This window comes from Arthrobacter sp. B10-11, assembly GCF_033142195.1.
Classification (GTDB): domain Bacteria; phylum Actinomycetota; class Actinomycetes; order Actinomycetales; family Micrococcaceae; genus Arthrobacter; species Arthrobacter oryzae_C.
Map to the genome: position 1 here is coordinate 792,070 of NZ_JAWMTH010000001.1, position 26,433 is coordinate 818,502.

General features: G+C 65.6%; 26 protein-coding genes and 1 tRNA gene. 10 read left to right on the forward strand and 17 right to left on the reverse strand.

Annotation, left to right across the window (positions count from 1 at the left end; genetic code table 11):
- Positions 1-194: 194 nt before the first annotated feature.
- The 8 genes from RW112_RS03715 to RW112_RS03750 form a co-directional block, all read right to left on the reverse strand.
- Positions 195-1,310 carry a GNAT family N-acetyltransferase gene (locus RW112_RS03715; RefSeq protein ID WP_305941813.1) on the reverse strand — a complete coding sequence of 372 codons (1,116 nt, stop codon included), beginning with the start codon at positions 1,308-1,310 and terminating at the stop codon, positions 195-197.
- An 8-nt stretch (positions 1,311-1,318) separates the two neighbouring features.
- Positions 1,319-2,425, reverse strand: a complete 1,107-nt coding sequence (locus RW112_RS03720; RefSeq protein WP_317780454.1) for a GNAT family N-acetyltransferase — start codon at positions 2,423-2,425, stop codon at positions 1,319-1,321.
- Positions 2,422-3,510, reverse strand: a complete 1,089-nt coding sequence (locus RW112_RS03725) for a GNAT family N-acetyltransferase (protein ID WP_317780455.1) — start codon at positions 3,508-3,510, stop codon at positions 2,422-2,424. Before RW112_RS03725 ends, RW112_RS03720 begins: the two co-directional genes overlap by 4 nt.
- Positions 3,511-3,631: 121 nt before the next feature.
- Positions 3,632-4,339, reverse strand: a complete 708-nt coding sequence (gene rplA, locus RW112_RS03730) for a 50S ribosomal protein L1 (RefSeq protein ID WP_011692825.1) — start codon at positions 4,337-4,339, stop codon at positions 3,632-3,634.
- 189 nt (positions 4,340-4,528) lie between these two features.
- A complete protein-coding gene (gene rplK / locus RW112_RS03735) occupies positions 4,529-4,960 on the reverse strand; it encodes a 50S ribosomal protein L11 (protein WP_003803853.1) in 432 nt (143 codons plus the stop codon).
- Positions 4,961-5,091: 131 nt separating this feature from the next.
- A complete protein-coding gene (gene nusG, locus RW112_RS03740) occupies positions 5,092-5,913 on the reverse strand; it encodes a transcription termination/antitermination protein NusG (protein ID WP_317780456.1) in 822 nt (273 codons plus the stop codon).
- 116 nt (positions 5,914-6,029) lie between these two features.
- A complete protein-coding gene (gene secE, locus RW112_RS03745; RefSeq protein WP_317780457.1) occupies positions 6,030-6,314 on the reverse strand; it encodes a preprotein translocase subunit SecE in 285 nt (94 codons plus the stop codon).
- An 81-nt stretch (positions 6,315-6,395) separates the two neighbouring features.
- Positions 6,396-6,468, reverse strand: a tRNA-Trp gene (locus RW112_RS03750).
- A gap of 275 nt (positions 6,469-6,743) precedes the next feature.
- On the opposite strand from RW112_RS03750, the gene RW112_RS03755 reads away from it, so the two are divergent.
- Positions 6,744-7,961 (forward strand): pyridoxal phosphate-dependent aminotransferase, encoded by a 1,218-nt coding sequence (locus RW112_RS03755; protein ID WP_317780458.1) that lies wholly within the window; start codon positions 6,744-6,746, stop codon positions 7,959-7,961.
- A gap of 147 nt (positions 7,962-8,108) precedes the next feature.
- Here RW112_RS03755 and RW112_RS03760 read toward each other — a convergent pair whose 3' ends face one another.
- Positions 8,109-8,795 (reverse strand): response regulator transcription factor, encoded by a 687-nt coding sequence (locus tag RW112_RS03760; protein WP_317780459.1) that lies wholly within the window; start codon positions 8,793-8,795, stop codon positions 8,109-8,111.
- Positions 8,792-10,228, reverse strand: a complete 1,437-nt coding sequence (locus tag RW112_RS03765) for a PspC domain-containing protein (RefSeq protein WP_317780460.1) — start codon at positions 10,226-10,228, stop codon at positions 8,792-8,794. Before RW112_RS03765 ends, RW112_RS03760 begins: the two co-directional genes overlap by 4 nt.
- Positions 10,229-10,352: 124 nt before the next feature.
- Here RW112_RS03765 and RW112_RS03770 point away from each other — a divergent pair, with 124 nt between their 5' ends.
- From RW112_RS03770 to RW112_RS03790, 5 genes are all read left to right on the forward strand, one after another.
- Positions 10,353-12,008 (forward strand): PspC domain-containing protein, encoded by a 1,656-nt coding sequence (locus RW112_RS03770; RefSeq protein ID WP_317780461.1) that lies wholly within the window; start codon positions 10,353-10,355, stop codon positions 12,006-12,008.
- 1 nt (position 12,009) lies between these two features.
- On the forward strand, positions 12,010-12,327 hold the full coding sequence (locus RW112_RS03775; RefSeq protein ID WP_317780462.1) for a hypothetical protein: 318 nt from the start codon (positions 12,010-12,012) through the stop codon (positions 12,325-12,327).
- A 3-nt stretch (positions 12,328-12,330) separates the two neighbouring features.
- Positions 12,331-12,588: a PspC domain-containing protein gene (locus RW112_RS03780; RefSeq protein ID WP_209743076.1), complete on the forward strand. Its 258-nt coding sequence runs from the start codon at positions 12,331-12,333 to the stop codon at positions 12,586-12,588.
- A 174-nt stretch (positions 12,589-12,762) separates the two neighbouring features.
- Entirely contained in the window at positions 12,763-13,788 is a 1,026-nt protein-coding gene (locus tag RW112_RS03785; RefSeq protein WP_317780463.1) for a 6-phosphofructokinase, read from the forward strand.
- Positions 13,789-13,909: 121 nt separating this feature from the next.
- Positions 13,910-14,665, forward strand: a complete 756-nt coding sequence (locus RW112_RS03790) for a GNAT family N-acetyltransferase (RefSeq protein WP_317780464.1) — start codon at positions 13,910-13,912, stop codon at positions 14,663-14,665.
- Here RW112_RS03790 and RW112_RS03795 read toward each other — a convergent pair.
- The 7 genes from RW112_RS03795 to RW112_RS03825 form a co-directional block, all read right to left on the reverse strand.
- A complete protein-coding gene (locus RW112_RS03795) occupies positions 14,627-16,144 on the reverse strand; it encodes a DHA2 family efflux MFS transporter permease subunit (RefSeq protein WP_317780465.1) in 1,518 nt (505 codons plus the stop codon). The two genes, RW112_RS03790 and RW112_RS03795, sit on opposite strands and share 39 nt — an antisense overlap.
- 33 nt (positions 16,145-16,177) lie before the next feature.
- Positions 16,178-16,741, reverse strand: a complete 564-nt coding sequence (locus RW112_RS03800) for a PadR family transcriptional regulator (RefSeq protein WP_317780466.1) — start codon at positions 16,739-16,741, stop codon at positions 16,178-16,180.
- Positions 16,742-16,878: 137 nt separating this feature from the next.
- Positions 16,879-17,295 carry an ankyrin repeat domain-containing protein gene (locus RW112_RS03805; RefSeq protein WP_317780467.1) on the reverse strand — a complete coding sequence of 139 codons (417 nt, stop codon included), beginning with the start codon at positions 17,293-17,295 and terminating at the stop codon, positions 16,879-16,881.
- A complete protein-coding gene (locus RW112_RS03810; RefSeq protein ID WP_317780468.1) occupies positions 17,292-18,377 on the reverse strand; it encodes a YgfZ/GcvT domain-containing protein in 1,086 nt (361 codons plus the stop codon). Before RW112_RS03810 ends, RW112_RS03805 begins: the two co-directional genes overlap by 4 nt.
- Positions 18,378-18,399: 22 nt before the next feature.
- Positions 18,400-19,149 (reverse strand): flavodoxin family protein, encoded by a 750-nt coding sequence (locus RW112_RS03815; protein ID WP_317780469.1) that lies wholly within the window; start codon positions 19,147-19,149, stop codon positions 18,400-18,402.
- A 94-nt stretch (positions 19,150-19,243) separates the two neighbouring features.
- Positions 19,244-19,858, reverse strand: a complete 615-nt coding sequence (locus RW112_RS03820) for an FABP family protein (protein WP_317780470.1) — start codon at positions 19,856-19,858, stop codon at positions 19,244-19,246.
- Positions 19,859-20,027: 169 nt separating this feature from the next.
- A complete protein-coding gene (locus tag RW112_RS03825; protein WP_317780471.1) occupies positions 20,028-20,762 on the reverse strand; it encodes a permease in 735 nt (244 codons plus the stop codon).
- A gap of 309 nt (positions 20,763-21,071) precedes the next feature.
- Here RW112_RS03825 and RW112_RS03830 point away from each other — a divergent pair, with 309 nt between their 5' ends.
- The 4 genes from RW112_RS03830 to RW112_RS03845 all read left to right on the forward strand — a co-directional run bounded on the left by RW112_RS03830 (position 21,072) and on the right by RW112_RS03845 (position 26,423).
- A complete protein-coding gene (locus RW112_RS03830; protein ID WP_305941833.1) occupies positions 21,072-21,770 on the forward strand; it encodes a winged-helix domain-containing protein in 699 nt (232 codons plus the stop codon).
- A gap of 301 nt (positions 21,771-22,071) precedes the next feature.
- Positions 22,072-23,043, forward strand: a complete 972-nt coding sequence (mshD, locus tag RW112_RS03835; RefSeq protein ID WP_317780472.1) for a mycothiol synthase — start codon at positions 22,072-22,074, stop codon at positions 23,041-23,043.
- 103 nt (positions 23,044-23,146) lie between these two features.
- On the forward strand, positions 23,147-25,396 hold the full coding sequence (locus RW112_RS03840; protein ID WP_305941835.1) for an RNA degradosome polyphosphate kinase: 2,250 nt from the start codon (positions 23,147-23,149) through the stop codon (positions 25,394-25,396).
- 76 nt (positions 25,397-25,472) lie between these two features.
- On the forward strand, positions 25,473-26,423 hold the full coding sequence (locus RW112_RS03845) for an NUDIX hydrolase (RefSeq protein ID WP_317780824.1): 951 nt from the start codon (positions 25,473-25,475) through the stop codon (positions 26,421-26,423).
- Positions 26,424-26,433 lie beyond the last annotated feature (10 nt).

Here is a 26,433-nt window from a genome sequence, read left to right on the forward strand (position 1 = left end):
TCCATGACTGTGGAGCTTTACTTCGTTCACCTGCGCTGGCCGCCCTATGTTCAGGGTCCTTCGTCCGGAAACCCACTGGTCCTCCCGCGCACAACTGCAGAATTGAGCGATGCCCAGAAGAGTGGATTCCCAACAACCGACGGTCTTTGGTAGTTCAAGCTTACGGGCAACGCCGCCAGTACTCCAAATCGGCCCTATTCGCTGCTGCTCGGACCGAAGTCCGGAAGGTCCTTTTGCCAGATCCCGGTGACACCCGCCGTCGTGAACCCCAACTGCTGGTTCACCTTGAGCAGGTACCTGTTTTCCGGTGCGTTCCAGGTGTAGATGACCCGGGCGTCAGGGAACTGCTCGGAAAGGCGTTCCATGTTGGCCACCTTGATCAGCAGTCCCAGCTTGTTGCCCCGGTGCTCCTGCATCACCACGGTGTCGTCCTGGAACACCACGTCCTGCCGTTGCGACAGCACGCTGATGGTGGTCAGCCCCACCAGCATCCCGCTGGCGATGTGCTCGACGGCGGTGACCACCGTTCGCCTGCCCTGCGCGATGGTGGCCTCTTCAGCTTTCCTGATCATGGCGCCGTCGAACACCATTTCTTCTTCCGTCCGTGAGGACGGTTCGGTGTCCTCCCCGGCCTGGTTTTCCAGCATGGCGACGGCGTCGAGCCACCGGTCCGGGCATCTGTCCGTCCAGTGATGCAGGCGGTAGCGTCCCGCATTGGCCTGTTCGGCTTCGTCCGCCAGCTCCGCCACCAGTTTTGTGTCCAGCGGCAGCAGGCACGAGCTGAACTGCTCGATGTGCTGGAGGGTGTAGCCGGTCTTGCGGGCGAACTCCACTTCGCGGCTTCCCATCGGGACAAAGCCCAGGCCAGAGCCGGGAACCAGCTGCTCGTCGACCTCGCTGTTCAGCGAGACACCTGGATGGTTGGTGTCGATCAGGATCATGGTCCGGCCCTCGCCCCGGGCGAACTGTTCCGCCGCTTCCAGCAACTGGCGCCCCACACCCTGATGCTGGAACTCCGGAAGGATGTCCAGCGTGAACTCCGCCAGGTCCAGGTCGTCTGCCAGCGGCAGGGCGATGTCCGCAGTTCCCACGATGTCGCCGTCGACCCTGGCCACCAGAATCACCTGGCGTTCGTAGGGATCGGCAAGTTCCAGGAACTTTTCCAGGGGCGTGTAGGCGAGGTCGTCCGTTCCCCACGTTTGCATCCGCACCTTCCGGCTCACTTCGACGGCGGCACGGAAGTCGGCGCTGTCCGGGCCGTCGAGGGAATCGGGAATCCAGAGTTGTTCGATCCGTACGTCTGCTGCCATAGAGGGCATCATTCCAGTCGTTTCTGCCACTCGCCTTCAAAACCGGAGGGTTTGAATCCAAGCGAAATATTTATCGCCAGCATATGCCGGTTTTCGCTGGCATTCCACGTAATGACCGACTCCGCCGCTGGGCATTCGTCCCCGGCGCGCCGGATATTTGCGATCTTTGCCAGCATGCCCAGCCGGCGGCCGCGGTGCGGTCCCGCCACCAGCGTGTCTTCCTGGATCAGCACCTGCGGCCGCTCCGGACGGCAGCTGAGCACTGTAAAGGCTGCCAGGTCCCCCGTCCCGGAGTGCTGCACCGCTGCCACCAGCGCCTCCACCCCGCTGCGCTCCCAGCCCTGTTCCTCGGCACGGACCCTCGCCGCATCCCATTCCTCTTCCTCAGACTCCAGGCCCGCGGTCGGTACGTCGGCGGTCATTCTCCCCCTCAGGGCCGCATAGGCATCCACCAGGGCCTCCGGACAGCGGCCCCGCCAGCCCAGCACCCGGTAGCCGCCGGCGTGCGCCACAGCGTCGGCCTCCAGCGAGTCCAGCACGTCCGGTTCCACGGGCAGCAGCAACCGGCTGGACCGTTCCACCTGCTCCAGTTCATAACCGGAGGCCAGGGCGAAGCGGGTCGAGGCAAGGTTCAGCGGGACTCCGCCGCTGCCGGATTTCGCCGGCAGCTCTTCCTGGCCGGCTTGCAGCCAGGCTTTCCCTTGCCCAGCGACCGGCTCCTCGCAGTAGCCTTCGAACACTCTTCGTCCGCGCGACCTGGCCGCATCCTCGGCAACCTCCAGCAACCGCCGGCCAATGCCCTGCCGCCGGTAGGGGGCGGCCACAAGCACGTCGATCCACGCCGCCGCGGTGTTCTCCTGCAGCGGCAGCAGCACCGAGGCAGTGCCGGCCGGAACGCCGTCGAGGGTCGCGAGGAACTGCAGGCGTTCCTCGTACTCGGTGCCGCGCCAGTACTCCTGGTCTTCCCGAAGGGTGGAGGCCCGGTCCAGGTTTCCCCACTTCGCCATGTGGAGTCCGTCGCGAAGGGCACGGCAGGCCCGCAGGTCTGCGGCACGTGCCGTTCCCTCGTCACCGGGTTGGGGACGGGCGACGGCCGTGATTGACAGGCCGCTCATAGCGTCTTCTGCCATTCGCCGTCGTATCCCGCGGACTTGAACCCCAGCGCCACGTTGATGGACAGCATGTGATCGTTTTCCGCGGCGTTGAACGTGACGATGCGCTCCACGTCGGGGTAGCCGGTCAGGAGCCGGCGGATGTTGAGGAGCTTGACCAGCATGCCGAGACGGTGTCCGCGGTAGTGGCTGGCCACCAAGGTATCGTCCTGGTTCGCCAGCCAGGGTTTCCCTTCTGCGACCTGAAGGACGGAGTACGCTGCCAGCTCCCCTGTTCCCCGGTGCCCGGCACACGCCACCAGCGAGTCGAGGCCGGCCTGCTTCCACGTCTTCTCCACGTGCCGCACCCGGGCCACGTCCCACGATTCCGCGTCATAGCTGAGGGCGCCGACGGGGGTGTCCGTCATGCGCGACATCAGGACAGCCAGTTGTTCGGCCAGCTCCTCCGGGCAACGGTCCCTCCAGTGCAGTAGTTCATACTGCTCCCCTGCCTTCTCCACAGCTTCCGCTTCGAGGGCATCGAGCGTGTCTGCGGACGGTGGCAACGGCAGGGCACTGAAGCGCTCCACCTGTTCCAGCCTGTAGTTGGCACGGAGCGCGAAGCGGACCCCGTCGGCTTCCGCCGGCACACCGCCGGTTCCCGTTGCGGGCTTCAGCAAACCGGGCCCGTCGGCGTCGAAGTCGGCCGGGTGCTCCGTGAAAGTCTGCAGGGTGGTGCAGCCGCGAGACGCCGCCACCTGCTCAGCGTGAGCCAACAGCGCCCGGCCGATGCCGTGTCCACGGAACTTCCTCAGGACAATCACATGGAGGAGTGCGGTCCGGACGTTCTCCCGGACCCCAAAGCGCATCCAGGACCTACCCACCATGCGGCCGTCCACCCGCACGAAGAAGAGCCGTACCTGGGTGTAGGGAGTGTCGCGCCAATACTGAAGCCGGGCCTCCAGCGGCAACAACCGGTCCGCGTTGCCCCACGTTTCCAGCACCAGGGCATCGCTGAGCTCACCGAACTCCCGGAATTCACCCGCGTCCGGCGAGTGGATCGTTGCAGGCAGGATCAGGGGTTCGATGACGTACGGCGCTGCATTCACGGGGACAGCCTAACGGTCGGGAAGTTGGCCGCGCACGCCAAACCCCGGCAACAACGATCCGCACAAGCAGAAAGACCGCCCCGCGGCTGCGGGACGGTCTTTCAAGCGGAACTGATGAGGATTAGACCTCGGTCAGGACCTTGGTGACGTTGGGGTCAACCGAGATGCCCGGGCCGAACGTGGTGGCCACGGTAGCCTTCTGGATGTAGCGGCCCTTGGAAGCGGACGGCTTCAGGCGAAGGACCTCTTCCAGTGCTGCGGCGTAGTTTTCGGCCAGCTTGATGGCGTCGAACGAAACCTTGCCGATGATGAAGTGCAGGTTCGAGTGCTTGTCGACGCGGAAGTCGATCTTGCCGCCCTTGATGTCGTTGACAGCCTTGGTGACATCCGGGGTAACCGTACCGGTCTTCGGGTTCGGCATCAGGTTACGCGGACCCAGGACCTTACCGAGGCGGCCAACCTTGCCCATGAGGTCAGGGGTGGCGACGGCGGCATCGAAGTCGGTCCAGCCGGCTGCGATCTTTTCGATCAGGTCATCGGAACCAACGAAGTCGGCGCCGGCAGCGATTGCTGCTTCTGCCTTGTCGCCCGTTGCGAAGACCAGGACGCGGGCAACCTTACCGGTGCCGTGCGGCAGGTTGACGGTGCCGCGCACCATCTGGTCGGCCTTACGCGGGTCGACACCCAGGCGGAAAGCGACCTCAACGGTGGCGTCGAACTTGGACGGGTTGGTGTCCTTGGCCAACGTCACTGCCTCGAACGGCGCGTAGAACTTCTCCGCGTCGATCTTGGCGGCGGCTGCCTCATATGCTTTGCTGCGCTTTGCCATGCTGCTTATTCTCCTTGTGCAGTTGTGGTCTGCGGACCGCGCTGGGCCCTGCCACAGTTGGATGTTCCGGCCGGTTTATCCGGACCGAATGTCCAACATTTCAATGTTTTGGTGGTGCCGGTTGCCCGGCGGTGCTGGTCGACGTCGTGACCGGTTATCCCGAACCCGGCGTGTCAGCGGTGGAGGCAATTAGCCTTCGACGGTGATACCCATGGAGCGGGCGGTGCCGGCGATGATCTTCGCTGCGCCTTCGAGGCTCGTGGCGTTGAGGTCTTCCATCTTGGTGGAGGCGATCTCGTTGACCTGAGCCTGGGTCAGCTTGGCAACCTTGACGGTGTGCGGGGTAGCCGAACCCTTGGCGACGCCTGCAGCCTTTTTGATGAGCTCTGCAGCCGGCGGGGTCTTGGTGATGAACGTGAACGAGCGGTCTTCGTAGACCGTGATTTCAACAGGAATAACGTTGCCGCGCTGGGCTTCCGTCGCAGCGTTGTACGCCTTGCAGAATTCCATGATGTTGACACCGTGCTGGCCAAGCGCAGGACCGATCGGCGGGGCCGGATTAGCGGCACCTGCCTGGATCTGCAGCTTGATGAGGCCGGTGACCTTCTTCTTGGGAGCCAATGTAGGTCCTTCTCTCAATTACGTCCTGGGACACAGGAGCGTGCCTCAGGTTGGTGGCCGCCATGGCGAGGCGGCCGGCCGCTTCGTGGCTGCTAAGCGGGCAGCCCCGGAGCGAATTCTGTGGGGTGTTGCTAGATCTTGGTGACCTGGTTGAATGCCAGGGTGACCGGGGTCTCGCGTTCGAAGATGGAGACCAGCACCACAAGGGTCTGGGAATCGATCTTGATCTCGGAGATCGTGGCGGGGAGGGTCTCGAACGGACCTTCCTTGACGATGACGGACTCGCCGACTTCGAAGTCGACGTCCACGGGAGCGGCGGCGTGCTTGACCGGCTTGCCCTTTTCGGCCTGCTCTTCTTCGAAGACCGGGGCGAGCATGGAGAAGACCTCATCCAGGCGCAGCGGCACGGGGTTGTGGGCGTTGCCCACGAAGCCGGTAACGCCGGGGGTGTGGCGCACGGCGCCCCAGGAGGCGTCCGTCAGGTCCATGCGGACCAGCACGTAGCCGGGAATGCGGACGCGGTTGATGACCTTGCGCTGAGCGTTCTTGATCTCAACGACCTCTTCCATCGGGACCTGGATTTCGAAGATGTAATCTTCCATGTCCAAGGTCTGGATGCGGGTTTCAAGGTTGGCCTTGACGCGGTTTTCGTAACCTGCGTAGGAGTGGATGACGTACCAGTCACCCTCCTGGCGGCGCAGCTTCGCTTTGAATTCCTCAGCCGGATCGACCTCGGCCTTGGCGGCTGCAGCGGCCAGGGCGTCAGCCTGATCTTCATCGGCGTCGGCGTCTGCTTCGGAATCTTCCTCGTCCGATTCAGCGTCGGCCTCAGAGGAATCGTCGATGGAATCGGGCGCAGCAGACTCAACCTCGGACTCTTCCCCGGCTACCGCCGCGGCGTCCTGGTTTTCATCCAGCTCAGTCTCAGTTACCTCGAGCTCCTGCTCAGACACTTGGTCTCCTGCTTCCTCATTGCTAAACATGCCTATTTAAATGGCTCAATTCCGCACACCCCGTGAATGCTTCCGGATTACCCGGAGCATTCCACGCAGTCTGCGGACGGATCGCCTTAGCGGTCCGTGGGGCCTGTGCCGCCGAAGACCCAGCTCACTCCGGTCCCGAACGCCAAGTCCAGGACGGTAACGATGAGCATCATGATGATCACGAACACCAGCACCACGAGCGTGTAGTTGATCAGTTCCTTGCGGGTGGGTGCGACGACCTTCTTCAGTTCGCCGATGACCTGGCGGACGAAGAGTGCGATGCGAGCGAAGAAGCCGGACTTGGCGGCGTTCTTGGCGGGGCGGCCCTTGGAGCTGCTTGCAGCCGTTTCGGTCACCTGGTCCTCACTCATCCTCGCAAATGTCGGATACCCGGCTCTGAACTGAACCATGGTTGCTGCGCTGGCTCCGGCTAACCGCCGGAACCGCTTGCGCAGGGCAGACAGGACTCGAACCTGCAACCTGCGGTTTTGGAGACCGCTGCGCTACCAATTGCGCCACTACCCTATGGATCGAAAACCAATCACGCCACACTTCCCCCAGACTTCACGGGGCGCAGGCCATCATCGTGTTTTCAACACCGGAGAACTAGTCTACGCAAGAACTGCGCTTACGTCGAACCAGCCTCATTTCGGTCCTTCTTTGCGTCTGCCAGGACATGCCAACCGGTACACAGTCACATTCCTGGCCGTCACGCTGAACGATCCGCTGAACAGCATAGAGTAGATCTCGTCGAATCCCACATCCAGCCATCGAGCTGCAAGCAAAGAATGGACGCCGCCATGCCTGCCGCCCGCGTTTCCCAACGCATTTCCGCTATCGCCGAATCCGCCACCCTGGCCGTTGATGCCAAGGCCAAGGCACTCAAGGCAGCCGGCCGGCCGGTCATCGGCTTCGGCGCCGGGGAACCCGACTTCCCGACGCCCGGATACATCGTCCAGGCAGCCATTGAGGCCGCCAGCCAGCCGAAATACCACCGGTACTCCCCCGCCGGCGGGCTGCCGGAGCTCAAGCAGGCCATTGCGGACAAGACGCTCCGGGATTCCGGCTACAAAGCCGAGGCGTCGCAGGTCCTGGTCACCAACGGCGGCAAGCAGGCCGTGTACAACACCTTCGCCACGCTGGTGGATCCGGGCGACGAGGTCATTGTTCCCACGCCGTTCTGGACCACCTACCCGGAAGCCATCCGGCTGGCCGGCGGTGTGCCGGTGGAGGTCTTCGCCGGCCCGGAGCAGGATTACCTCGTCACCGTGGAGCAGTTGGAAGCGGCCCTGACTGAGCGCACCAAGATCCTGTTGTTCGTCTCGCCCTCCAACCCCACCGGTTCCGTGTACTCGCCGCAGCAGGTCCGCGAAATCGGATTGTGGGCCGCCTCCAAGGGCCTGTGGGTGGTCACCGACGAGATCTACGAACACCTCACCTACGACGGCGTTCCCTTCACGTCCATCGCCACGGCGGTTCCCGAACTCGGCGACAAGGTGGTTATCCTCAACGGCGTTGCCAAGACCTACGCCATGACCGGCTGGCGGGTGGGCTGGATGATCGGGCCGGCGGACGTCATCAAGGCGGCCACCAACCTGCAGTCCCACGCCACCTCCAATGTCTCCAACATCCCGCAGGTCGCGGCCCTCGCGGCCGTCTCCGGGCCGCTCACCGCGGTGGACGAGATGAAAGTGGCCTTCGACCGCCGCCGCAAGGCAATTGTCGCCGGCCTGAATGCCATCGACGGGGTGGAATGCCCGACGCCGAAGGGAGCCTTCTACGTCTACGCGGACGTCCGCGGCCTGCTGGGCAAGGAATTCGAGACGGCGAACGGAACCGTCCGCCCGCAGACTTCCGCAGAGCTCGCGGCGCTCATCCTTGATGAGGTTGAAGTTGCGGTGGTTCCCGGCGAGGCCTTCGGCCCCTCGGGCTACCTGCGGCTGTCCTACGCCCTGGGCGACGACGACCTCGCCACCGGCGTGGCGCGGCTCCAGGGCTTCCTCGGCAAGGCCAAGTAGGCACCCTCTCTCACTTTCCGCAGGAAAAACCACGGACGCTCTCTCACTTCCTTCAGGAAAGTGAGAGAGCGTCCGTGCTTAAGCGGCTGGAGGTGAGAGAGCGTCCGCCCTTAAGGGGCTGGAGGTGAGAGAGCGTCCGGGGGCGGGTTAGAGGAGGCGTCGCTCGGCCGCCCATTTGGTCAGTTCATGGCGGCTGGAGAGCTGGAGTTTGCGCAGCACGGCGGAGACGTGGGTTTCCACGGTCTTGATCGAGATGAAGAGTTCCTTGGCCACTTCCTTGTAGCTGTAGCCCCGCGCAATGAGCCGCATGACTTCCAGTTCTCGGGCGGAGAGCCGGTCCAGCTCGTCATCGGCGATATCGGCAGGCGCCGTGCCAAACGCATCCAGCACGAACCCGGCCAGCCGCGGCGAAAAGACGGCGTCACCGCCGGCCACACGGAGGACGGCGTCGGTGATTTCCGTGCCGGAGATGCTTTTGGTCACATATCCCCGGGCGCCGGCGCGGATCACCGAAACCACGTCTTCGGCGGCATCCGAGACGCTCAGGGCGAGAAACCGGGTGCCGCCCAGCAGGGCAGCCGAACCGGCGATCACCTCGCGTCCGCCGCCGCCCAGGCCGCCCGGCAGGTGCACGTCCAGCAACACCACTTCGGGCCGGGCCTGTGCGATCACGGCGATGGCCTGTTCGACGGTTCCGGCCTCCCCCACCACGGTGACGCGGGCATCCAGGTCTGCCTTGAGCCCCGACCGGAAAATGGCGTGGTCGTCCACGATGACGACGCGGACCGCCGGGGCGCCTCCTGCCCGGGCACTCCCTGCTTCGACGTTGTTCACGACTTTCCCTCTCCGTTGTCTGCTGCGTCGGACGGCAGCCTGAGCCGCACTTCCGTGCCATCCGCGCTGCTGCTGATGACGGCGGTCCCGCCGTGGCGGTTCATCCGCCCCACGATCGATTCCCGGACGCCCATGCGGTCGGCCGGAACGGACTCCGGGTCAAAACCGGGACCGCGGTCCTTCACATAAACTTCCGCATCGCCGTCGGCCACCTCAAGGTACACCGACACGGCACCGCCGCCGTGGCGGGACGCGTTGACCATGGCCTCCCGGCTGGCCTGCACCAGGGCCTCATGCCGGGCGGTCATGGCGGTATCCCCCACGCTGACCACATCCACGGCGTTGCCGAGGGAGTCCTCAACCTCCGCGGCCGCTGCCTTGATGCGCTCCGAGAGCTGGCCCGCTTCCTTGCCGGGGTCGCGGTACAGCCAGCCCCGCAGCTCCCGTTCCTGCGCGCGTGCCAGCCGCACGACGTCGTTCTCATTACCTGCCCGCCGCTGGATCAGCGCGAGCGTCTGTAGCACGGAGTCGTGCAGGTGGGCGGCGATCTCCGCCCGTTCCGTGGCCCGGACACGGCCCGCGCGCTCCGCTTCAAGGTCCCGCCAGAACTTAAGGCCCCACGGCAGCAGCACGAGTGCCACGCCGCCGAGGACGGCCACGGAGGCCAGGAGCGCCAGCCAGGTCTGCTCCCACGACCCGGAGCCGGACACCATCACCAGCACGCCGGCCACCACCAGGGCAAGCCCGGCCGCGAGCCTGGCCCAGCCGCCGGCCTGGTCGGCCTTGGTCTTGTCGAGGAGGCCGGCCCGGCGGGTTTCGTCCAGCTGAATCCACGCAATGGCCGCCCCGCCAAGGATGGCGGCGGCCGGGATCAGCGTCCCCAGCGGAACGTCAACGCCCAGCATGCGTGCGATCAGGATGGCACCCGCCAGCAGCAGGCCCGCCCCGAGCAGGATTTCCTTGCCGTACGGCATGGTCCGCGCGCGGAACCACGGCGTGTTGGCGGCGGTGCCCCCGACAAGCCCACCCGTAATACCCGGCGTGGCCGCGGGAAGCGGGACCCGGACGGAAGGCTCGGGTAGTGCAGCTTCGCCGGGGAAGGCAACTCCTGCGGGCACCGGCCCGGACCGGAAGTCCGCCGGGACGTCCAGCGGCCCCGGTGACAGCAAAGGCCCCGGGGCACTGACGGCAGGAGCTATGGGAGACGCCGGGCGCCGCGCGTTCCGCTTCGCGTTCTCGTCCGCAGTCGGCACCATGATCCAGAGCCACGCATAGAAGGCCAACCCTGCTCCGCCGGCGAGCGCGGCCACCACCATGCCGATCCGGACCATCCGCACCGGCCATCCCAGATGGGCGGCCAGGCCCGCGCAGACGCCTGCGATGACGCGGTCGCTGCTGCGGACCAGCGGGGGTCGGGTGAGGGCCGTTGTCATGTGTCAATCCAAACATGGATCAGGGTTCCGTACCCCTGATTTCACAAGGAACCGGGGGTCACTCAGGGGCAGCTCAGGGTGTTCCCCAATAGAGCGCGGCCGGTGCGGACGGCAGGATCGAAGTATGAACTCGCACAATGCATACCCAGACGAAGATCCGCTGCCGTCAGGCCGTTCCGGTTCCGATTCCGGTTCCGCCACGCCAGCTGACCGCAGTTCCGACGACGGCGCCGCCCCGGGCCAGGAGGGTTCCGATGCCCGTATGGGCCCAGGCACCGATCCGGGCACCGGCGCAGGTAACGCCTCAGGTACCGGCGAAGGCACCGGCTCCCCGGAGGGCAGCTTCCCCGGCGGCCCGCCACCGCTCTATCCGAACGCCCAGATCCCCGGCGCCCAGGGTCCCAATCCCCACCCCGGTGGCCCGTCGGATGGCCGCTACGCCTACCCGCAGTCCCGGCCCCAGAACTTCTTCACCTGGGTCCGGAGCCACGGAGTCCAGCGCGGGTCGGACCGCTGGATCGGCGGCGTCGCCAGCGGCATTGCACACAGGCTTGGCGTCGACCCGTTGATCGTGCGCGGCGTCTTCATTGTCCTTTCCATCTTCGCCGGCATCGGAGTGTTGCTTTACGGCATCGCCTGGGCACTGCTGCCGGAGCCCGACGGCCGCATCCACGTTCAGGAAGCCGGAGCCGGACGCTGGTCCACCGGCATGACGGGAGCACTCATCACCACGGTGATCGGCTTCCCCAGCCTGGGCAACGGCTTCTGGGGCTGGGAGCGGAACGGATTCGGCGGCTTCTTCTGGACGGTCTTCTGGATCGCCGGCGCCGTCTACCTCATCTACTACCTCTCACAACGCGATAAGGCCGCCAACGGAGCACCTGTCATGAACAACAGCACCGAAGCCGGCACCGCTGCCGGTGCAACCGCGTTTGCCGCCACGCCGCCGGCCGGCACGTCATCGGCAGGCATCTCCTCGCCCGTGTCCGGCGCGCCCTATGAACCCGGAGTGTTCACCGGCGGGGCATACTCAGGCGGGGCATATTCAGGCACCCAGTACGACGGCGGTGTCCCCGGTTCGGGCGGTTACGGCCCCACTCCCCCGTACGGCGGAGGATACGGCGGTCCGCCCGCTTCCGCCCCGAAGGCGCCCAACGTTGGCCCCGGCGCCCCCGCCGTCGCAGTCACGGCCGGCCTTGCACTGCTGGTGGGCGGCGGCATCAAGGCCCTCGAAGCGCTCAACGTGACCAACCTCGGTGACGCCACCAACGCGGTGGTGTGGGCCAGCGGTGCGGCCGTCCTGGGCCTGGGCATCCTGGTGGCAGGACTCCGGGGCCGGACGTCCGGGGTCCTTGGCTTCCTTGCGGTGGTTGCCCTCGTCATCGGCGGGATCTTCAACGTGGTGCCCAACGGTGACCGCTTCCGGTTCCAGGACGCCAACTGGAACCCGGCCAGCATCGAACAGGCGAGCCAAGGCTTTAGCATCACCGGAGGCAGCGGAACTGCCGATCTGACGCGGCTTAACATCACGCCGCCGCTGGGCGCCGACGTCGCGATTCCCATGGACGTTACGGCCAGCAACCTGACCGTCATCATTCCGGACACGGTCCCCGTGGAAATCCGGGCGGACATGACGCTGGGCAACCTCAACGAGGGCTCGCAGAACCACGGCGGCATGACCTCGCAGCAGAGCAACTACAACACCGACAAGCCGGGGGCCGCGCTCATCCTCGAAATCGACGGGACCATGAGCAACATCACCATCCAGGAAGGAAACTGACATGAGCAGCAGCTATGAACCTGCTCCGGACACCGTTCCGCAGGCAACAAACGAGGCAACGGCGTCATCGGCGGAACGGGCACGCACCACTGGAGCCCGGCACGGCGGCCCCTCTCCGGCCCGGGTGGGCACCGTGGTCTGGGGCCTCATCGTCCTGGCACTCGCGGCGTTGATCATCATCGGCCAGCTCGGCATCGTGGTGCTGAACGGAACCTATGTTCTTATCGGCCTGATGATCGGTGCCGGCGCCGCCCTGGTGGTCGGCGGGCTCCTCTCGGCCCGCGGACGTGACAAAGAATCCACAACAGGGAAGTCTTGAGGCATGGATAAGTTCTTCAGCATCGTCAGGGGCCTTGGCCTGAAACGCGGACCGCAGCGTTGGCTGGGAGGCGTGTGCGGAGGCATCGCCGCCAAGCTGAACGTGGACGTCGCCTTCGTCCGGATCGCGTTCCTGCTCCTCAGCCTGCTGCCGGGTCCGGCCTTCGTGTTCTACGTGGCAGCGTGGCTCATCCTCCCGGACCAGCGAAACGCGATCATCCTCCAGTCCTTCCTGGACAAGCGGTCGATCAACGGATCCTGACCCCAGGACCCGGCTCAGGGCCCCTGCTCTCCGGAGCAGGGGCCTTTCCGTTTGCCGTGGCGTCGGAGCCTTTGTAACCAGTTTGTGTCGTAACCCACACTCACCACTAGAATCTAGGTGAGCTCAGCGTGGCGCTCTGCCAGTACACCCCCTCACCAGGATTTGAGCCGAGACATGAAAATTGGAATTCTCACCAGCGGTGGCGACTGCCCCGGACTGAACGCTGTCATCCGCGGCGCCGTCCTCAAGGGAATCGCCATCCACGGCCACGAATTCGTAGGATTCCTCGACGGCTGGCGCGGCGTCGTCGAAGGCGACGTGATCGACATTCCCCGCCACATGGTCCGCGGCATCGCGAAGCAGGGCGGCACCATCCTCGGCACGTCCCGCACCAACCCTTTCGAAAACGGCGGCGGCCCCGAGGTTATCAAGGGCCACATGGACCGGCTCGGCATCGATGCGATCATCGCCATCGGCGGCGAAGGCACGCTGGCCGCGGCCAAACGACTGACCGACGCGGGCCTGAAGATCGTCGGCGTTCCCAAGACCGTGGACAACGACCTTGACGCCACCGACTACACCTTCGGCTTCGACACTGCTGTCCAGATCGCCACCGAGGCCATCGACCGCCTCCGCACCACCGGTGAATCACACCACCGCTGCATGATCGCCGAGGTCATGGGCCGCCACGTGGGCTGGATCGCACTGCACGCGGGCATGGCCTCCGGCGCCCACGCGATCCTCATTCCGGAGCAGAAGGCCTCCATGGACCAGATCACCGAATGGGTGGAGGAGGCTCACGCACGCGGCCGCGCACCCCTTGTGGTGGTGGCCGAGGGCTTCGTTCCCGAGGGCCAGGAAACCCCGCACTCCGAGCGCGGGCTGGACACGTTCGGACGCCCGCGCCTGGGCGGCATCGCCGAGATGCTGGCTCCCGAACTCGAAGCACGGACCGGCATCGAGACCCGCGCCACCGTTCTTGGCCACATCCAGCGCGGTGGCGTCCCGTCCGCGTTCGACCGCGTCCTGGCCACGCGGCTGGGCATGGCCGCCATCGACTCCGTGGTGGATAAGCGCTGGGGCACCATGGTGTCCCTCCACGGCACGGACATTGTGCACGTGGGCTTCGACGCCGCCCTGGGCAACCTCAAGCGCGTCCCGCAGCACCGCTACGACGAAGCAGCCGTTCTCTTCGGCTAGGCCGTACAGCGCGAACGGACAGTTGTGGCCCTCGTTTTTAGGGCCCCAACTGTCCGTTCGCGCTTAAGGGTCGGGCCGCAACTGTCCGTTCGCGCTTCGATCCGGTGGGTAGGGTTGAGGCATGACTCTCGACCCCGGTTCCGCAGACATCATCCAGCTGGCCTGGGCCCGCTATTTAGGCCTGGATGACGGAGCCTTTGCCGCGGCGCGGAAGCTCGACGCCGATGCCGTTCTGGAGGCCGGCCCGCTTTCGGCCGGGGCCCGGATCACACGGGCGGACGAGTCCCGGAAATCAGTGGACTTTGTGCGCTTGTTTGGCACGTCGGCACTCGTGGGACCCCAATGGGCCCTCGACGCCGCCGAGCGCATTCCGGATGAGGAACTCGCCCAGCACGTGACCCTCCTGACCCTCACGAGGCAGCACGGCGGCCACGGCCAGGGAGCTGCCGCGCTCTTCTTCGCCGACGACCTCCCGCTCCGCCAGCCGGCCGAGGAGCTGACCGTCTCGCACGGCAACCCCGAGGCCATAGAACTCGAAGGCCTCTGCCCTCCGGACGACGTCAACGAGGTGGGGCTGTCCGACCTCGAACACCGCTTCACCATCCTGCGCGAGGACAATGGCCGCAAGGTTCCGGTGGCCTGCGGCGCCTACACCGAGTGGGAAGGCATCCTGGCGCACATGGGGGTCCTCGTGGATCCCGACTGGCGGCGCCGGGGACTGGGCTCCCTGGCCGCGTCCATTGCCGCCCACGAGGCACTCGCAGCCGGTCTCACCCTGCAGTGGCGCGCGGATGTCAGCAACAAGGGAGCCCTGGCAATCGCCCGCAGCATCGGCTTCTCAGCCGGCGGCATCCAGACCAGCGTGCTGCTGGGCTGACGGAGCGCCGGAGCCGCCCCAGCCCTGAACCGGCTTGGGCTTTGCGAAGAACAGCGCCACGGCAGCGCCGAGCACAATGACAGCCGCCGGAAGCATGATGGACTGGCTCATCGCCGTCGAGAATCCTTCGTGCAGGGCCTCCGGAAGCTGGCCGCCGAAACTCATGGGCGCCGCTTCGCCGGCACCGCCCGGCACCGCCGGAAGCTCCTCCGCCAGCCGCGCCTGCATGAGGACGGCAATGGCCGCGCTGCCCAGCACGGCGCCGATCTGGCGGGTGGTGTTGTAGACCCCGGCCCCTGCGCCCGCCTGGCGCGGCGGCAGGTTTCGGGTGGCCGTGGAACTCAGCGGCGCCCAGATGCCCGCGTTGGCGAAGCCGAGCACGGCGCTGGGCAGCAGGAAGAGCCAGATCGGTGTATCCGGGTGCATTAGCGCCGAGTTCCAGAACAGCGCCACGGACATGAGCGCCAGGCCGCCGGCCGTGATGTACTTCGGGTTCACTCGGTCGATGAGCCTGCCCACCAGCGGCGCAAGGCCGCCTGAGATGAGCGCCATCGGGATCATCATCAGGGCGGACTGGGTGGGTGTCAGGCCGCGGACCATCTGGTAATAGAAAATGAGCGGCAGGCCGAACGCCGTCACCGTGAAGCCCACCGCGGTGATTCCCAGGTTGGCCAGCGAAAAGTTGCGGTCCCCGAACAAGGACAGCGGCAGCAGCGGCTCGCCCTTATTGAACCGCTGCCAGACGACGAACCCGGCCAGCACCACAAGGCCCGCGATGATCAGGCTCCACACCGTGACGGGGCCCGAGATGGTGCCCCAGTTGTACGTCTCGCCTTCCTGGATGCCGAAGACAAGCAGGAAGAGTCCGACGGCGCTGAGCAGGACGCCGGGGATGTCGAACTTGTGCGGATGCGTGGTGAGCGAGGGCACGAAGCGCAGCGCCAGGATGAAGCCGGCGATTCCCACGGGCACGTTGATGAAGAAGATCCATTCCCAGCCGAGGCCGTCCACCAGGACGCCGCCGAGGATCGGCCCCACGAGGGTGGCGACGCCGGCGGTGGCACCCCAGATGCCCATGGCCGCGCCGCGCCGGTCCGGCGGGAAGATCCGCGTGATTACCGCCATGGTCTGGGGTGTCATGATCGCGGCGCCGAAGCCCTGGACCACGCGGGCCAGGATGAGGGTCTGGACGTCGCCGGACAGCCCGCACCACAGCGACGCGAGGGTGAACACCACGAGGCCGGTCAGGTAGAGCTTCTTGGGTCCGAACCTGTCCCCCAGCCTGCCGGTGATCAGCAGCGGCACGGCGTAGGCCAGCAGGTACGCACTGGTCACCCAAATGACGGAGTTGATGTCCGCGTTCAGGCCTTCCATGATCCGCGGGTTCGCCACCGAGACGATGGTGGTGTCGATCAGGATCATAAAGAACCCGATCACCAGCGACCAGAGGGCCGGCCACGGCCTAGCTACGTTTTCCATGTGGGTCCTTCCGGGTGGTTGTGGCGTGGTCCGCTACCACGGGAGTTCCCCGGAGCGGAGCTGGTCCTGCAGGCTGCGTATCCAGCCCATTTCGGACCTCAGCATGGTCTGTTGGTACTCGAGGTCGATCCAGTACTTGCGTGCCACGCCCTTGTCCAGGACGATCGCCTCGCCTTTTTGCAGGAACTCCAGTTGGTCCTGCAGCAGCGCCAGCCGGCGGTCCAGAAGATCAAGGACGACGCCGGCAGGCAGGTTGTAGGCCTCGGCTACGGCCAGCGGGAACAGCGGGTATTCGTTGACCGGTTCGGCGAGCATGTCCTGCAGGCGTTCCGTAAGGGCATCACGGCCGGCGGGGGTGATGCGGTACGTGGTCCGTTCCGGCCGGTTGCCCTCCCGGTCCGTCCCGGTCGTCTCCACGAACCCGCGTTCCGCCAGCCGGCCGACCGCGTGATAAAGCGTTCCGGGGCGGACTTTGACCAGCCGGTCTTCGTGCCTGGCCATCAGGAGCTGGTACATCTCGTACGGATGCATCGGCTCCTCGACCAGCAGTGACAGCGCAGATATGCCGAGCGGCGTCAGCGGGGCGGATGGGGGCATCGTGCCGTTTGCCCCCTGTCAGACCGTGCGTTAGCGATTATTCCGCTCCAACTATTCCACATGGAATATTTGGGTGCAAGAAAGCCCGCGGTCCGTTGACCGCGGGCTTTCAGGCTGCGGCTCCGAGGCCCGGGCGGTCAGCCCAGCAGGGCCTGGATGTCGGTCCGGGCAAACATGTCGGCCGCCGCGCGTGCTGACGGGGTTCCGGCGTCAGGGTCCGCGCCCGCCGCCAGGAGCGCCGCCGCCACGTCCGCATAGCCCTTGAAGGCAGCTCCGGCGAGCGGCGTCTGGCCACGGTCGTTCACGGCATTGGCGTCGGCGCCGTGTTGCAGGAGCAGCTCCACCGCCGGGGCGTGGCCGTGGTAGGCGGCCAGCATCAGCAGGGAGTCACCCGCCGCATTCGTCATGTTGGCCGGGGCGCCGGCTTCGAGGTAGCTGCCCAGCAGGGCCGCATCGCCCTGCCGTGCCGCGTCAAACAGGGCATGCGCCAGGGCAAGGGTTTCGTCGTCGGGCCCTGCCGTGCTCGGGTTCTCGGACGTGGGGTTGTCAGTCATCGGTGCGTTCCCTTCAGGAATCCGGTCTGGCGGCCCACCACTTGGCCGGCGTCAGGAGCCACGATGACTTCCTGCGCGGCCGGGTATGGTTCATCGCCGTCTACGACCGTCAGTATTTCATCCGGTGAGACCGAACGCTTGATGACTGCCAGCGCGATGGGACCCATTTCGTAGTGCTGCACCACGGAGGTCACCGTTCCCACCTTGCGTTCCCCGAGGCGCACTTCACTGCCGGCCGCTGGGAGGGTGTGCTGGGATCCGTCCAGCTGGAGGAAGACCAGTCGCCGCGGCGGATGGCCCAGGTTGTGCACCCGGGCGATCGTCTCCTGGCCCTTGTAGCACCCTTTCGCGAGGTGTACCGCGGTGCGCAGGAGGTCCAGCTCATGCGGGATGGTCTTGTCGTCGGTTTCAGCGCCAAGACGGGGGCGCCAAGCGGCGATGCGCAGCGCTTCCGATGCCCAGACACCGGCCAGCGGCCGGTCACCCACAGTCGCCTCAAGCTCCGCGGCCGGCACCAGGTATTCGAACCATGGCCGCTCCATGCCCGGGTGGGATTCCTCCCCGACAACCGAGTAGGCGTAGCCGCCGGCGCCCACGTGCGGCCAGGGATCCACCCACACCAGCAGGTGCGACCATTCCTCAACACGCCGGGTGGTTCCAATGACCGCCCAGTCGTCGGATACATCCGCAATCTCCACCCGCAGCATGAACTTCATCCGGTTCAGCCACTCCGCCAACGGCGCCGCTTCGGCGGCCTCCACCACCAGCCAGGTGGTCCCGCCGTCGTCAATCACCCGCGCATCGAACTCGATGCGGCCCTGGACGCTAAGCAGCAGTAGTTCGCTGGACTCCCCCGGTGCAAGGTTGGTGACCTGCTGGGAAGACAGGGTGTTGAGCCAGCTCAGGCGGTCCGGCCCCGAGACGGTGACCACCCCGCGGTGGGAAAGGTCGACGACGGCGGTTCCGGCCGCCAGCGCACGCTGCTCACGCAGCGGCTCGCCGTAGTGCGACGCGACACCGGAATCCGCGCCGCCGGCCTCGACTGCGCCTGGGCGCGACAACAGGGGGCTCTTGATAGTCATATGTAGTAGAAGTCCTAACGGGCTAGCGGTATTCCGGATTCTCGAAGTCGAACCTGGTGCCGGCTTTCCATTCCTCCGGCAGGTTGCCGTAGGCGGGAATCCCGCCGGCATCCTTCAGCGTCCTCGCCAGGTGCAGGAGGTTCCACGTCATGAAGGTGGCGTTGCGGTTGGTGAAGTCGCTCTCGGGTCCCCCGGAGCCTTCATCCAGGTAGCTCGGTCCGGGCCCGACCGGGCCGATCCAGCCGGCGTCGGCCTGGGGAGGGATGGTGAACCCGATGTGCTGGAGGCTGTACAGGACGTTCATTGAGCAATGCTTGATGCCGTCTTCATTGCCGGTAATGAGGCATCCGCCCACTTTGGGATAGAAAGCCCACTGGCCTTTGTCGTTCAGCTCCCCCGAATGCGCATACAGGCGTTCGATCAGTTTCTTGGTCTGGGAGGAATTGTCACCCAGCCAGATGGGACCGGCCACCACCACGATGTCCGCTTCCTTGACGGCAGGGTAGAGCTCCGGCCATTCGTCGGTGGCCCAGCCGTGTTCGCGCATGTCCGGGTACACGCCGCTGGCGATGTCGTGGTCAACAGTCCGGATGACGCGGGTGGTAACGCCCTGCTTCTCCATGATGAGGCGGCTGACCTCGATCAGGCCCTCCGTGTTGGAGGTCTCCGGCGATTTCTTGAGGGTGCCGTTGAAGAACACGGCTTTCAAGTCGGCGTAGTTTGCTCTATTTTGCTGATCCGGCGTACCCGGGCCCGGCTGCTGGCTGTTCACGGTCTTGCTCCCTGCACTCGTTGCGGACAACAAAAATCAGTGAGACCTGGCGGCCGGGCTGCGTCGAGCGGCCGGATGCCTGCGGTACCTTGACCTAGGATTCCTTGCTGAGGATGGCCGAAGCGTGGGCTTCCAGGCCGCCGCCCGGTGCGGAGCCTTTCCCGGCGGCCACATCCCAGCGCCAGAGCAGCTTTCCGTCTACCAGGCCGAAAATCCGCGTGGCGGCGGTGTACTCCTTGGAGTGGCTGCCGCGCATCACCATATCGGTGCTCAGCTGGATCTGGGGACCCTTGATCTGCCCGTAGTACAGCTCGGAGATTCCGCCGGGGTGTGAGATGGACACGGAGATGTCGAAGCCGCCGTCACTGTTGCGAAGCGCCTCGACTTCGTCGGCGCTCTTCAGCACGGGAACGATGTCGGCCGGGATCAGGCCCGGACCGCCGTCTTCCTCCCGCTGCTTCCGCTCCAGGGCCCAGAAACCGGTCTCGACCGTCAGCGGCCTCAACCTGGTGCCTTCGTCGTCGGTCAGCCAGCTCTCGGCGCGGTATTGGAGGTACGGCAGTCCGTTGTGCGTGAAGGATACGTGTTGAGCGAAATGCTCGGAATCCTCCTCGCCGGCGCCCAGCCGTCCGCTGCCTTCCCACTCACCAATGAGCCAGGACAGCGGGACGAGCTCGGGCGTGAGGTCTGTAGGTATTTCGATCGGCACAGTAACTACCTCCGCAGACAACTAGCTCTGGACTGGTATTACTTCTGGCCTTTGAAGAGGCGGTACACCACAAAACCAGCGAACCATGCCATGGAAACGCTGGCAATGCCGAGGAGGACAAGGAAGAAAATCTCAAATGCAAGTACGGACATGATGCCATCCTAACGCGTTAGTAGATGAGTAGTTTGTCTATGAAGTAGGCGAGCGAACCCACCGCGGCCACGGGTGCCAGGCCCATTCCGAGGGCGGCTGGAAAGTTAAGCCGGTCCCCGCGGAGTATAACCAGCCGGCGCAGGCTGACGAGAACTGCGCCCACCACAACGCCTACTACGGCGGCGGGTATTACGGCGATATTGGAGAAAATTAAGCCTGCCAGCGGAGCAGTCAGGCCCGCCAGCACGATGCCCAGCGGGGCCACGATGCGGTCCGGCCAGCGGATGAGCCCGGCCAGCAAGGCAAACGCGGCACTGATGCCGGCCACGAGCACCATCTCCCTGACGCCATTGAACCGTGAAGCCGCAATCCATCCCGCCCCGAGACAGGACAGCAGCACCCCGGCGCTCGACCCCAGCGTCGACTCCAGCCGCTGAGCCTGGCCCGTGCCGCGCATCAGCTGCATCAGGAAGACAGCCATCACGCCTGCCGCAATGAACGCCGGAGTCCAGTCCAGGAAGCCCGGCGCCGGGACATAGGTGGCAGCCACGGCCGATCCCGCGCCCGGGAGGCCGATGATTGCTGCGAGGGTCTTCTTGGCGGGAATGTCCAGGAAGTGGGGCCAGCCGACTCCGACGGCCAAAGCCACGAGGACGGCTACGCCGAGCAGCATCTCCGGTGAGGTGTAAGCCCCGCCGACAAAAACAGCAAGCCCGGCCAGGCCGATGGTTCCGATGGTCCACGGCTTCACTGTTACCCGCGCTCACTCTCTGCTGACGTCTTCTTCGCTGCGTACGCGTCCGGTACTGGCCCCGGGGTCCTGACGGTCCAATCCTGCCTTATGTGACCTGCTTATGTCGCAAAACGAAAACTGAAACCGGCCGGATCAGTGTCTGTTAAGGGGCGATTGGGTATACTCAAAGCTCAGCTACGCTTCCTTCGGAGGATGCGGGTTCGGCCGGATTTCCGGCTGGCCGCTACCGACGCGGGCAGCCAGTACCGGCCGGTGAAAGCCCGGTTCAGACGCCCAATGATGCGCGGACAGCCCCTTGGAGGAACAATGTCGCACATCCTGCTACTGACGAACAGCACCGGGTCATCGGTGGACATTCTGCCTGCCTTGGAACTACTGAACCACCGCGTGCACATCCTCCCTGCCGAGCCCACCGCCCTGCTGGAAACGGACCCCTGCGATGTTGTCCTGCTGGACGCGCGCAAGGACCTGGTGGGAGCGCGGTCCCTCACGCAGTTGCTCAAGGCCACGGGGCTGAGCGCGCCCTTGATGCTGATCCTCACCGAAGGCGGCATGGCCGCCGTCTCCTCGGCCTGGGCCGTGGATGACATCCTGCTGGACTCCGCGGGTCCGGCTGAAGTCGAAGCCCGGATCCGGCTGTCGGTGGCCCGCGCCGTCCCGGAGCAGGAGGATACGCCCACCGAAATCCGCGCCGCCGGCGTCGTCATTGACGAAGCAAGCTACACGGCGAGGGTCAACGGCGCTCCCCTTAACCTGACGTTCAAGGAATTCGAACTCCTGAAGTACCTGGCGCAGCACCCCGGCCGGGTGTTCACCCGCCAGCAACTGCTCACCGAGGTGTGGGGCTATGACTACTACGGCGGCACCCGCACAGTGGACGTCCATGTCAGGCGGCTGCGCGCCAAGCTCGGGGCCGACCACGAAAACCTGATCAGCACGGTCCGCAACGTCGGCTATCGCCTGACCCTGGTCCGGCAGCCCGAAGAGGAACTGACGGAGGCTTAGCCTCCTGCAGCGTTGCGAGCGGTTGGCGCCGCCGTTCGGGCGATCGCCCTCGCAGAAGCTCCCGCAAGATCACGGAAACGAAGAAGCCCCGGACCACTGGTCCGGGGCTTTTTGTCTGGCTTCTCTGCCTGCAGTGGAGGACATACGGGTCGAACGTATCGAGGCCACCCCAGTGGTGGATCCCCCTCACAATCCCGCCTCAGGAGGCCGGATCAGGTATCGACTATACGTGCCGGATCCCGCCGCATCAAATCGGCGCCAATCACTCCCCCATCCAGACGGGCCGTATAGCCTGTACTCCATGAGTCCTGCGCATCCCGAGAACTGGCCCGTGCTCGTCATCAAAGGCGGAGTGGACGATGAACTGCTCAGGGATTTCACCTCCCTCGCCGCGGCGGCCGAAGAATCGGACGGAAACCCGCCCCTGTCCGAACAGACTTTTGTGACGCTTCGCGCGGGCGGGTCCGGCAACCACTCACTCCTGGCCCTGGCGCTCTACGCCCCGGATGAGGATTCGGATCCTGCCACCGCCCAGGACCTGGCCGGGTTCGCGGTGGTGGTTGAGGAACCTGACGGCACCGGCGTGCTGGAGGTGGCAGTGCACCCGAGCTACCGGAACCAGGGGGTGGCAGACAGGCTGGTGGCCACGCTGAAGGCGTCGCGGGGCTTCGACGGGCTCACGGCCTGGTCCCACGGGAACCACGAGGCGGCAGCCGACCTCGCGGCCAAGTACGGCTACGCCCCCGTCCGGGAACTGTGGAAGATGCGGCTCACCACCTCCGCATCTGACCTTCCCGACGCCGGACTCCCGGAAAACGTGGCCCTGCGCGCCTTTGTTCCGGGCCGGGATGAAGAGGCCTGGCTGGCAGCGAACAAGGCCGCCTTCAGCCACCACCCCGAACAGGGCAACATGACCAGGCAGGACCTGGACGCCCGGATGGCCGAAGACTGGTTCGACCCGGCCGGCTTCCTGCTGGCCGTGGACCCGGCCGGGCGGATCCTCGGCTTCCACTGGACCAAGGTGCACCCGCGCCACGGCAGCCATCCGGCGATCGGAGAGGTCTACGTGGTGGGGGTGACGCCGGAGGCACAAGGCATGGGCCTGGGCAAGGCGCTGACGGTGGCCGGCATCAAATACCTGCAGGACAAGGGCCTTCACGCGGTGATGCTCTACACCGATGCGGACAACGCGCCGGCCGTTTCCCTGTACCGCGGACTCGGCTTTACGCGGTGGGATGCAGACGTCATGTACGGGCCCAAAAACGGCGGTTAATCCAATCGGCTGACGCATGCACCGTGGTTCAGGAAATCTGCGTAACCCCCGAAACGATTGCTTGTAAGGTTGAAGGTAAACCGCGCCAGCAAAAGGAGTGACCATGCAACCGGAACCTGCCGGAATCGCCACGTCTGAGGCCAAGGTGCTCCCGGTGCGCGCCCGCTTCGGGTCCTCCGAGGTACCGGCCTCCCGCGCCACGCAGGACCGGATCGACATTCCCGAGTTCGCGCCCAACCTTGAGCCCGAGGGCGACATCAGCCCGGACCGCTTCCTGGACCGTGAACTGAGCTGGCTGGCCTTCAACGCCCGTGTGCTGGAGCTTGCCGAGGACCCCGACCTCCACCTCCTGGAGCGCGTCAGCTTCCTCTCCATCTTTGCCTCCAACCTGGACGAGTTCTTCATGGTCCGCGTCGCCGGGCTGAAGCGACGGATCGCCACCGGGCTGGCCGTCCCGTCGCCGGCGGGCCTCAGCCCCATGCAGGTCCTGGACCAGATCGGCGAAGCGGCGCACCGGCTCGCGCAGCGCCACGCGCGGATCTACGCCGAACAAATCCGGCCGGCGCTTGCCTACGAGCACATCCACCTCATGCACTGGGATGAGCTGGATGACCAGGCCAAGGACCAGCTCAGCGCGATGTTCGCGGAGAAGGTCTTCCCGATCCTGACACCGCTGGCGGTGGACCCCGCCCACCCGTTCCCGTACATTTCGGGGCTGTCCCTGAACCTGGCCGTTGTAGTCCGCAATCCGGTGAGCGACAAGGAACTCTTCGCCCGGGTCAAGGTTCCGGACCAGCTTCCCCGCCTCATTTCCATCGACGGCCCGCGCGCAGGCTCGGTGCCCGGCCGGGTGGCCCGCTTCATCGCCCTGGAAGAAGTCATTGCCGTCCACCTGGACCAGCTGTTCGCCGGCATGGAGGTCCTGGAGCACCACACATTCCGCGTCACCCGCAACGAGGACGTTGAGGTGGAAGAGGATGACGCCGAGAACCTGCTGCAGGCGCTCGAAAAGGAACTGCTGCGCCGCCGGTTCGGCCCGCCCGTCCGGCTCGAGGTCACCAACGACATCAACCCGAACATCCGCGCCCTCCTGATCCGCGAACTGGGGGTGGAGGAATCCGAGGTTTACTCCGTTCCGGCGCCGCTTGACCTGCGAGGCCTGTCCGTTATTGCCGGGATTGACCGCGCGGACCTGCACTACCCGAAGCATGTGCCGCACACGTCGCGTTACCTGAACGAGTCGGAAACATCCAAGGCGGCAAACGTGTTCGCCGCCATGCGCCGGCGGGACATCCTCCTGCACCACCCCTACGATTCCTTCTCCACGTCCGTCCAGGCCTTCCTGGAGCAGGCCGCGGCGGACCCGAAGGTGCAGGCCATCAAGCAGACGCTGTACCGCACGTCGGGCGACTCCCCCATCGTCGATGCCCTCATTGACGCCGCCGAGGCCGGCAAGCAGGTGCTGGCGCTGGTGGAAATCAAGGCCCGCTTCGACGAACAGGCGAACATCTCCTGGGCGCGGAAACTGGAACAGGCCGGCGTGCACGTGGTGTACGGCATCGTGGGCCTGAAGACCCACTGCAAGCTGTCCCTCGTGGTTCGCCAGGAAGTGGACGGCCTGCGTCGCTACTGCCACATCGGCACCGGCAACTACCACCCGCGCACGGCCCGCTACTACGAGGACCTCGGGCTGCTGACAGCCAACGAGCAGGTGGGTGAGGACCTTTCGAAGCTCTTCAACCAGCTCTCCGGCTACGCTCCGAAGTCCACGTTCAAACGGCTCCTGGTGGCGCCCCGTTCAGTGCGTTCAGGACTCATTGACCGCATTGAAAAGGAAATCCGCAACGCCAAGGCGGGCATTTCAGCCAGGGTGCAGATCAAGGTCAACTCCATGGTGGACGAGGCGATCATCGATTCGCTCTACCGTGCGTCGCAGGCAGGCGTGAACGTTGACGTGATCGTCCGCGGCATCTGCTCGCTGCGCCCCGGCATCCCCGGACTCAGTGAAAACATCACGGTGCGTTCGGTGCTGGGACGGTTCCTGGAGCACTCGCGCGTCTTTGCCTTCGCCAACGGCGGGGAGCCGGTGGTCTACATCGGTTCCGCGGACATGATGCACCGCAACCTCGACCGGCGGGTGGAGGCGCTGGTGCAGCTCACCAGCGGCGATGACACGTCCTACGTGCTGGACATGCTCCGCCGCTACATGGACCCGGAAACGTCCAGCTGGCACCTGGACAGCCAGGGCGAATGGACCCGGCACCACATCGGCGACGACGGCAGGCTCCTGGAGGATGTCCAGTCCTGGCTGCTCGCGTCCCGTTCGCGCCAGCGCCCGACCGTAAGGCGGTAAGACCCTGGCCCCGAAGAGTGACGCGAAAACCGATGCGAAGATCGACGTCAACAACGACTCGGCGAACGATTGGCTTATCGCGGACCAGACAGACCATCCCGGGGAGCCGATCGCCGTTACCGCGGCAGGCGCCCTGCCTTGGCGCGCCAGCAAGGACAAGCTTGAAGTCCTGCTGATCCACCGTCCCAGGTACGATGACTGGTCCTGGCCCAAGGGAAAGATCGATCCCGGAGAGACCATACCGGAGTGCGCCGTCCGTGAGATCGAAGAGGAAATCGGGCTCACGGCCACGCTGGGCATTCCCCTTCCGCCCATCCACTACCACGTGTCCGCCGGATTGAAGGTGGTCCACTACTGGGCCGTGGGTGTGAACGGCGCCGTGCTGCGTCCGGACGGAAAGGAAGTGGACAGCGTGATGTGGTGTTCACCGGAAAAGGCCGCCGCCCTGCTGAGCAATCCCGGTGATATTGCACCGCTCGAGCACCTTGTGGCGGCCCACGAGCGCAGGGAACTGGATACCTGGCCGCTGTTGGTGGTCCGGCACGCAAAAGCCAAGCCCCGCTCGTCCTGGACCAAGGCTGAAGGGGACCGTCCCCTCGCGGCCACCGGACAGCGGCAGGCGCAGGCCGTCCGCAGGCTGCTCCACGTGTGGAAACCGCTCCGCGTGCACTCGAGTCCGTGGCAACGCTGCGTGGCCACCATTGCCCCTTACGCCAAGTCTGCGGACGCCAAGGTGAAATTGCATGATGCCCTGACGGAGCACCGCCATGCACGGAGCCCGAAGAAGACGGCCGCCGTCGTGGAGTCACTCTTCGACAAGCAGCGTGCCATTGCCCTGTGCACGCACCGTCCCGCGTTGCCCACGGTGATCAAGCAGCTCGGTGAGCACATGAACGGCCGGCTGCGCGCCCTCCTGCCGTCAGCCGACCCCTACCTTGCCCCCGGGGAAATCATCGTGTGCCACGTGGCCCGCGGCAGCAACCACAAGATTGTGGCCGTGGAACAGTTCAGGCCCTTCGACGACTAAGGGTTGCCCC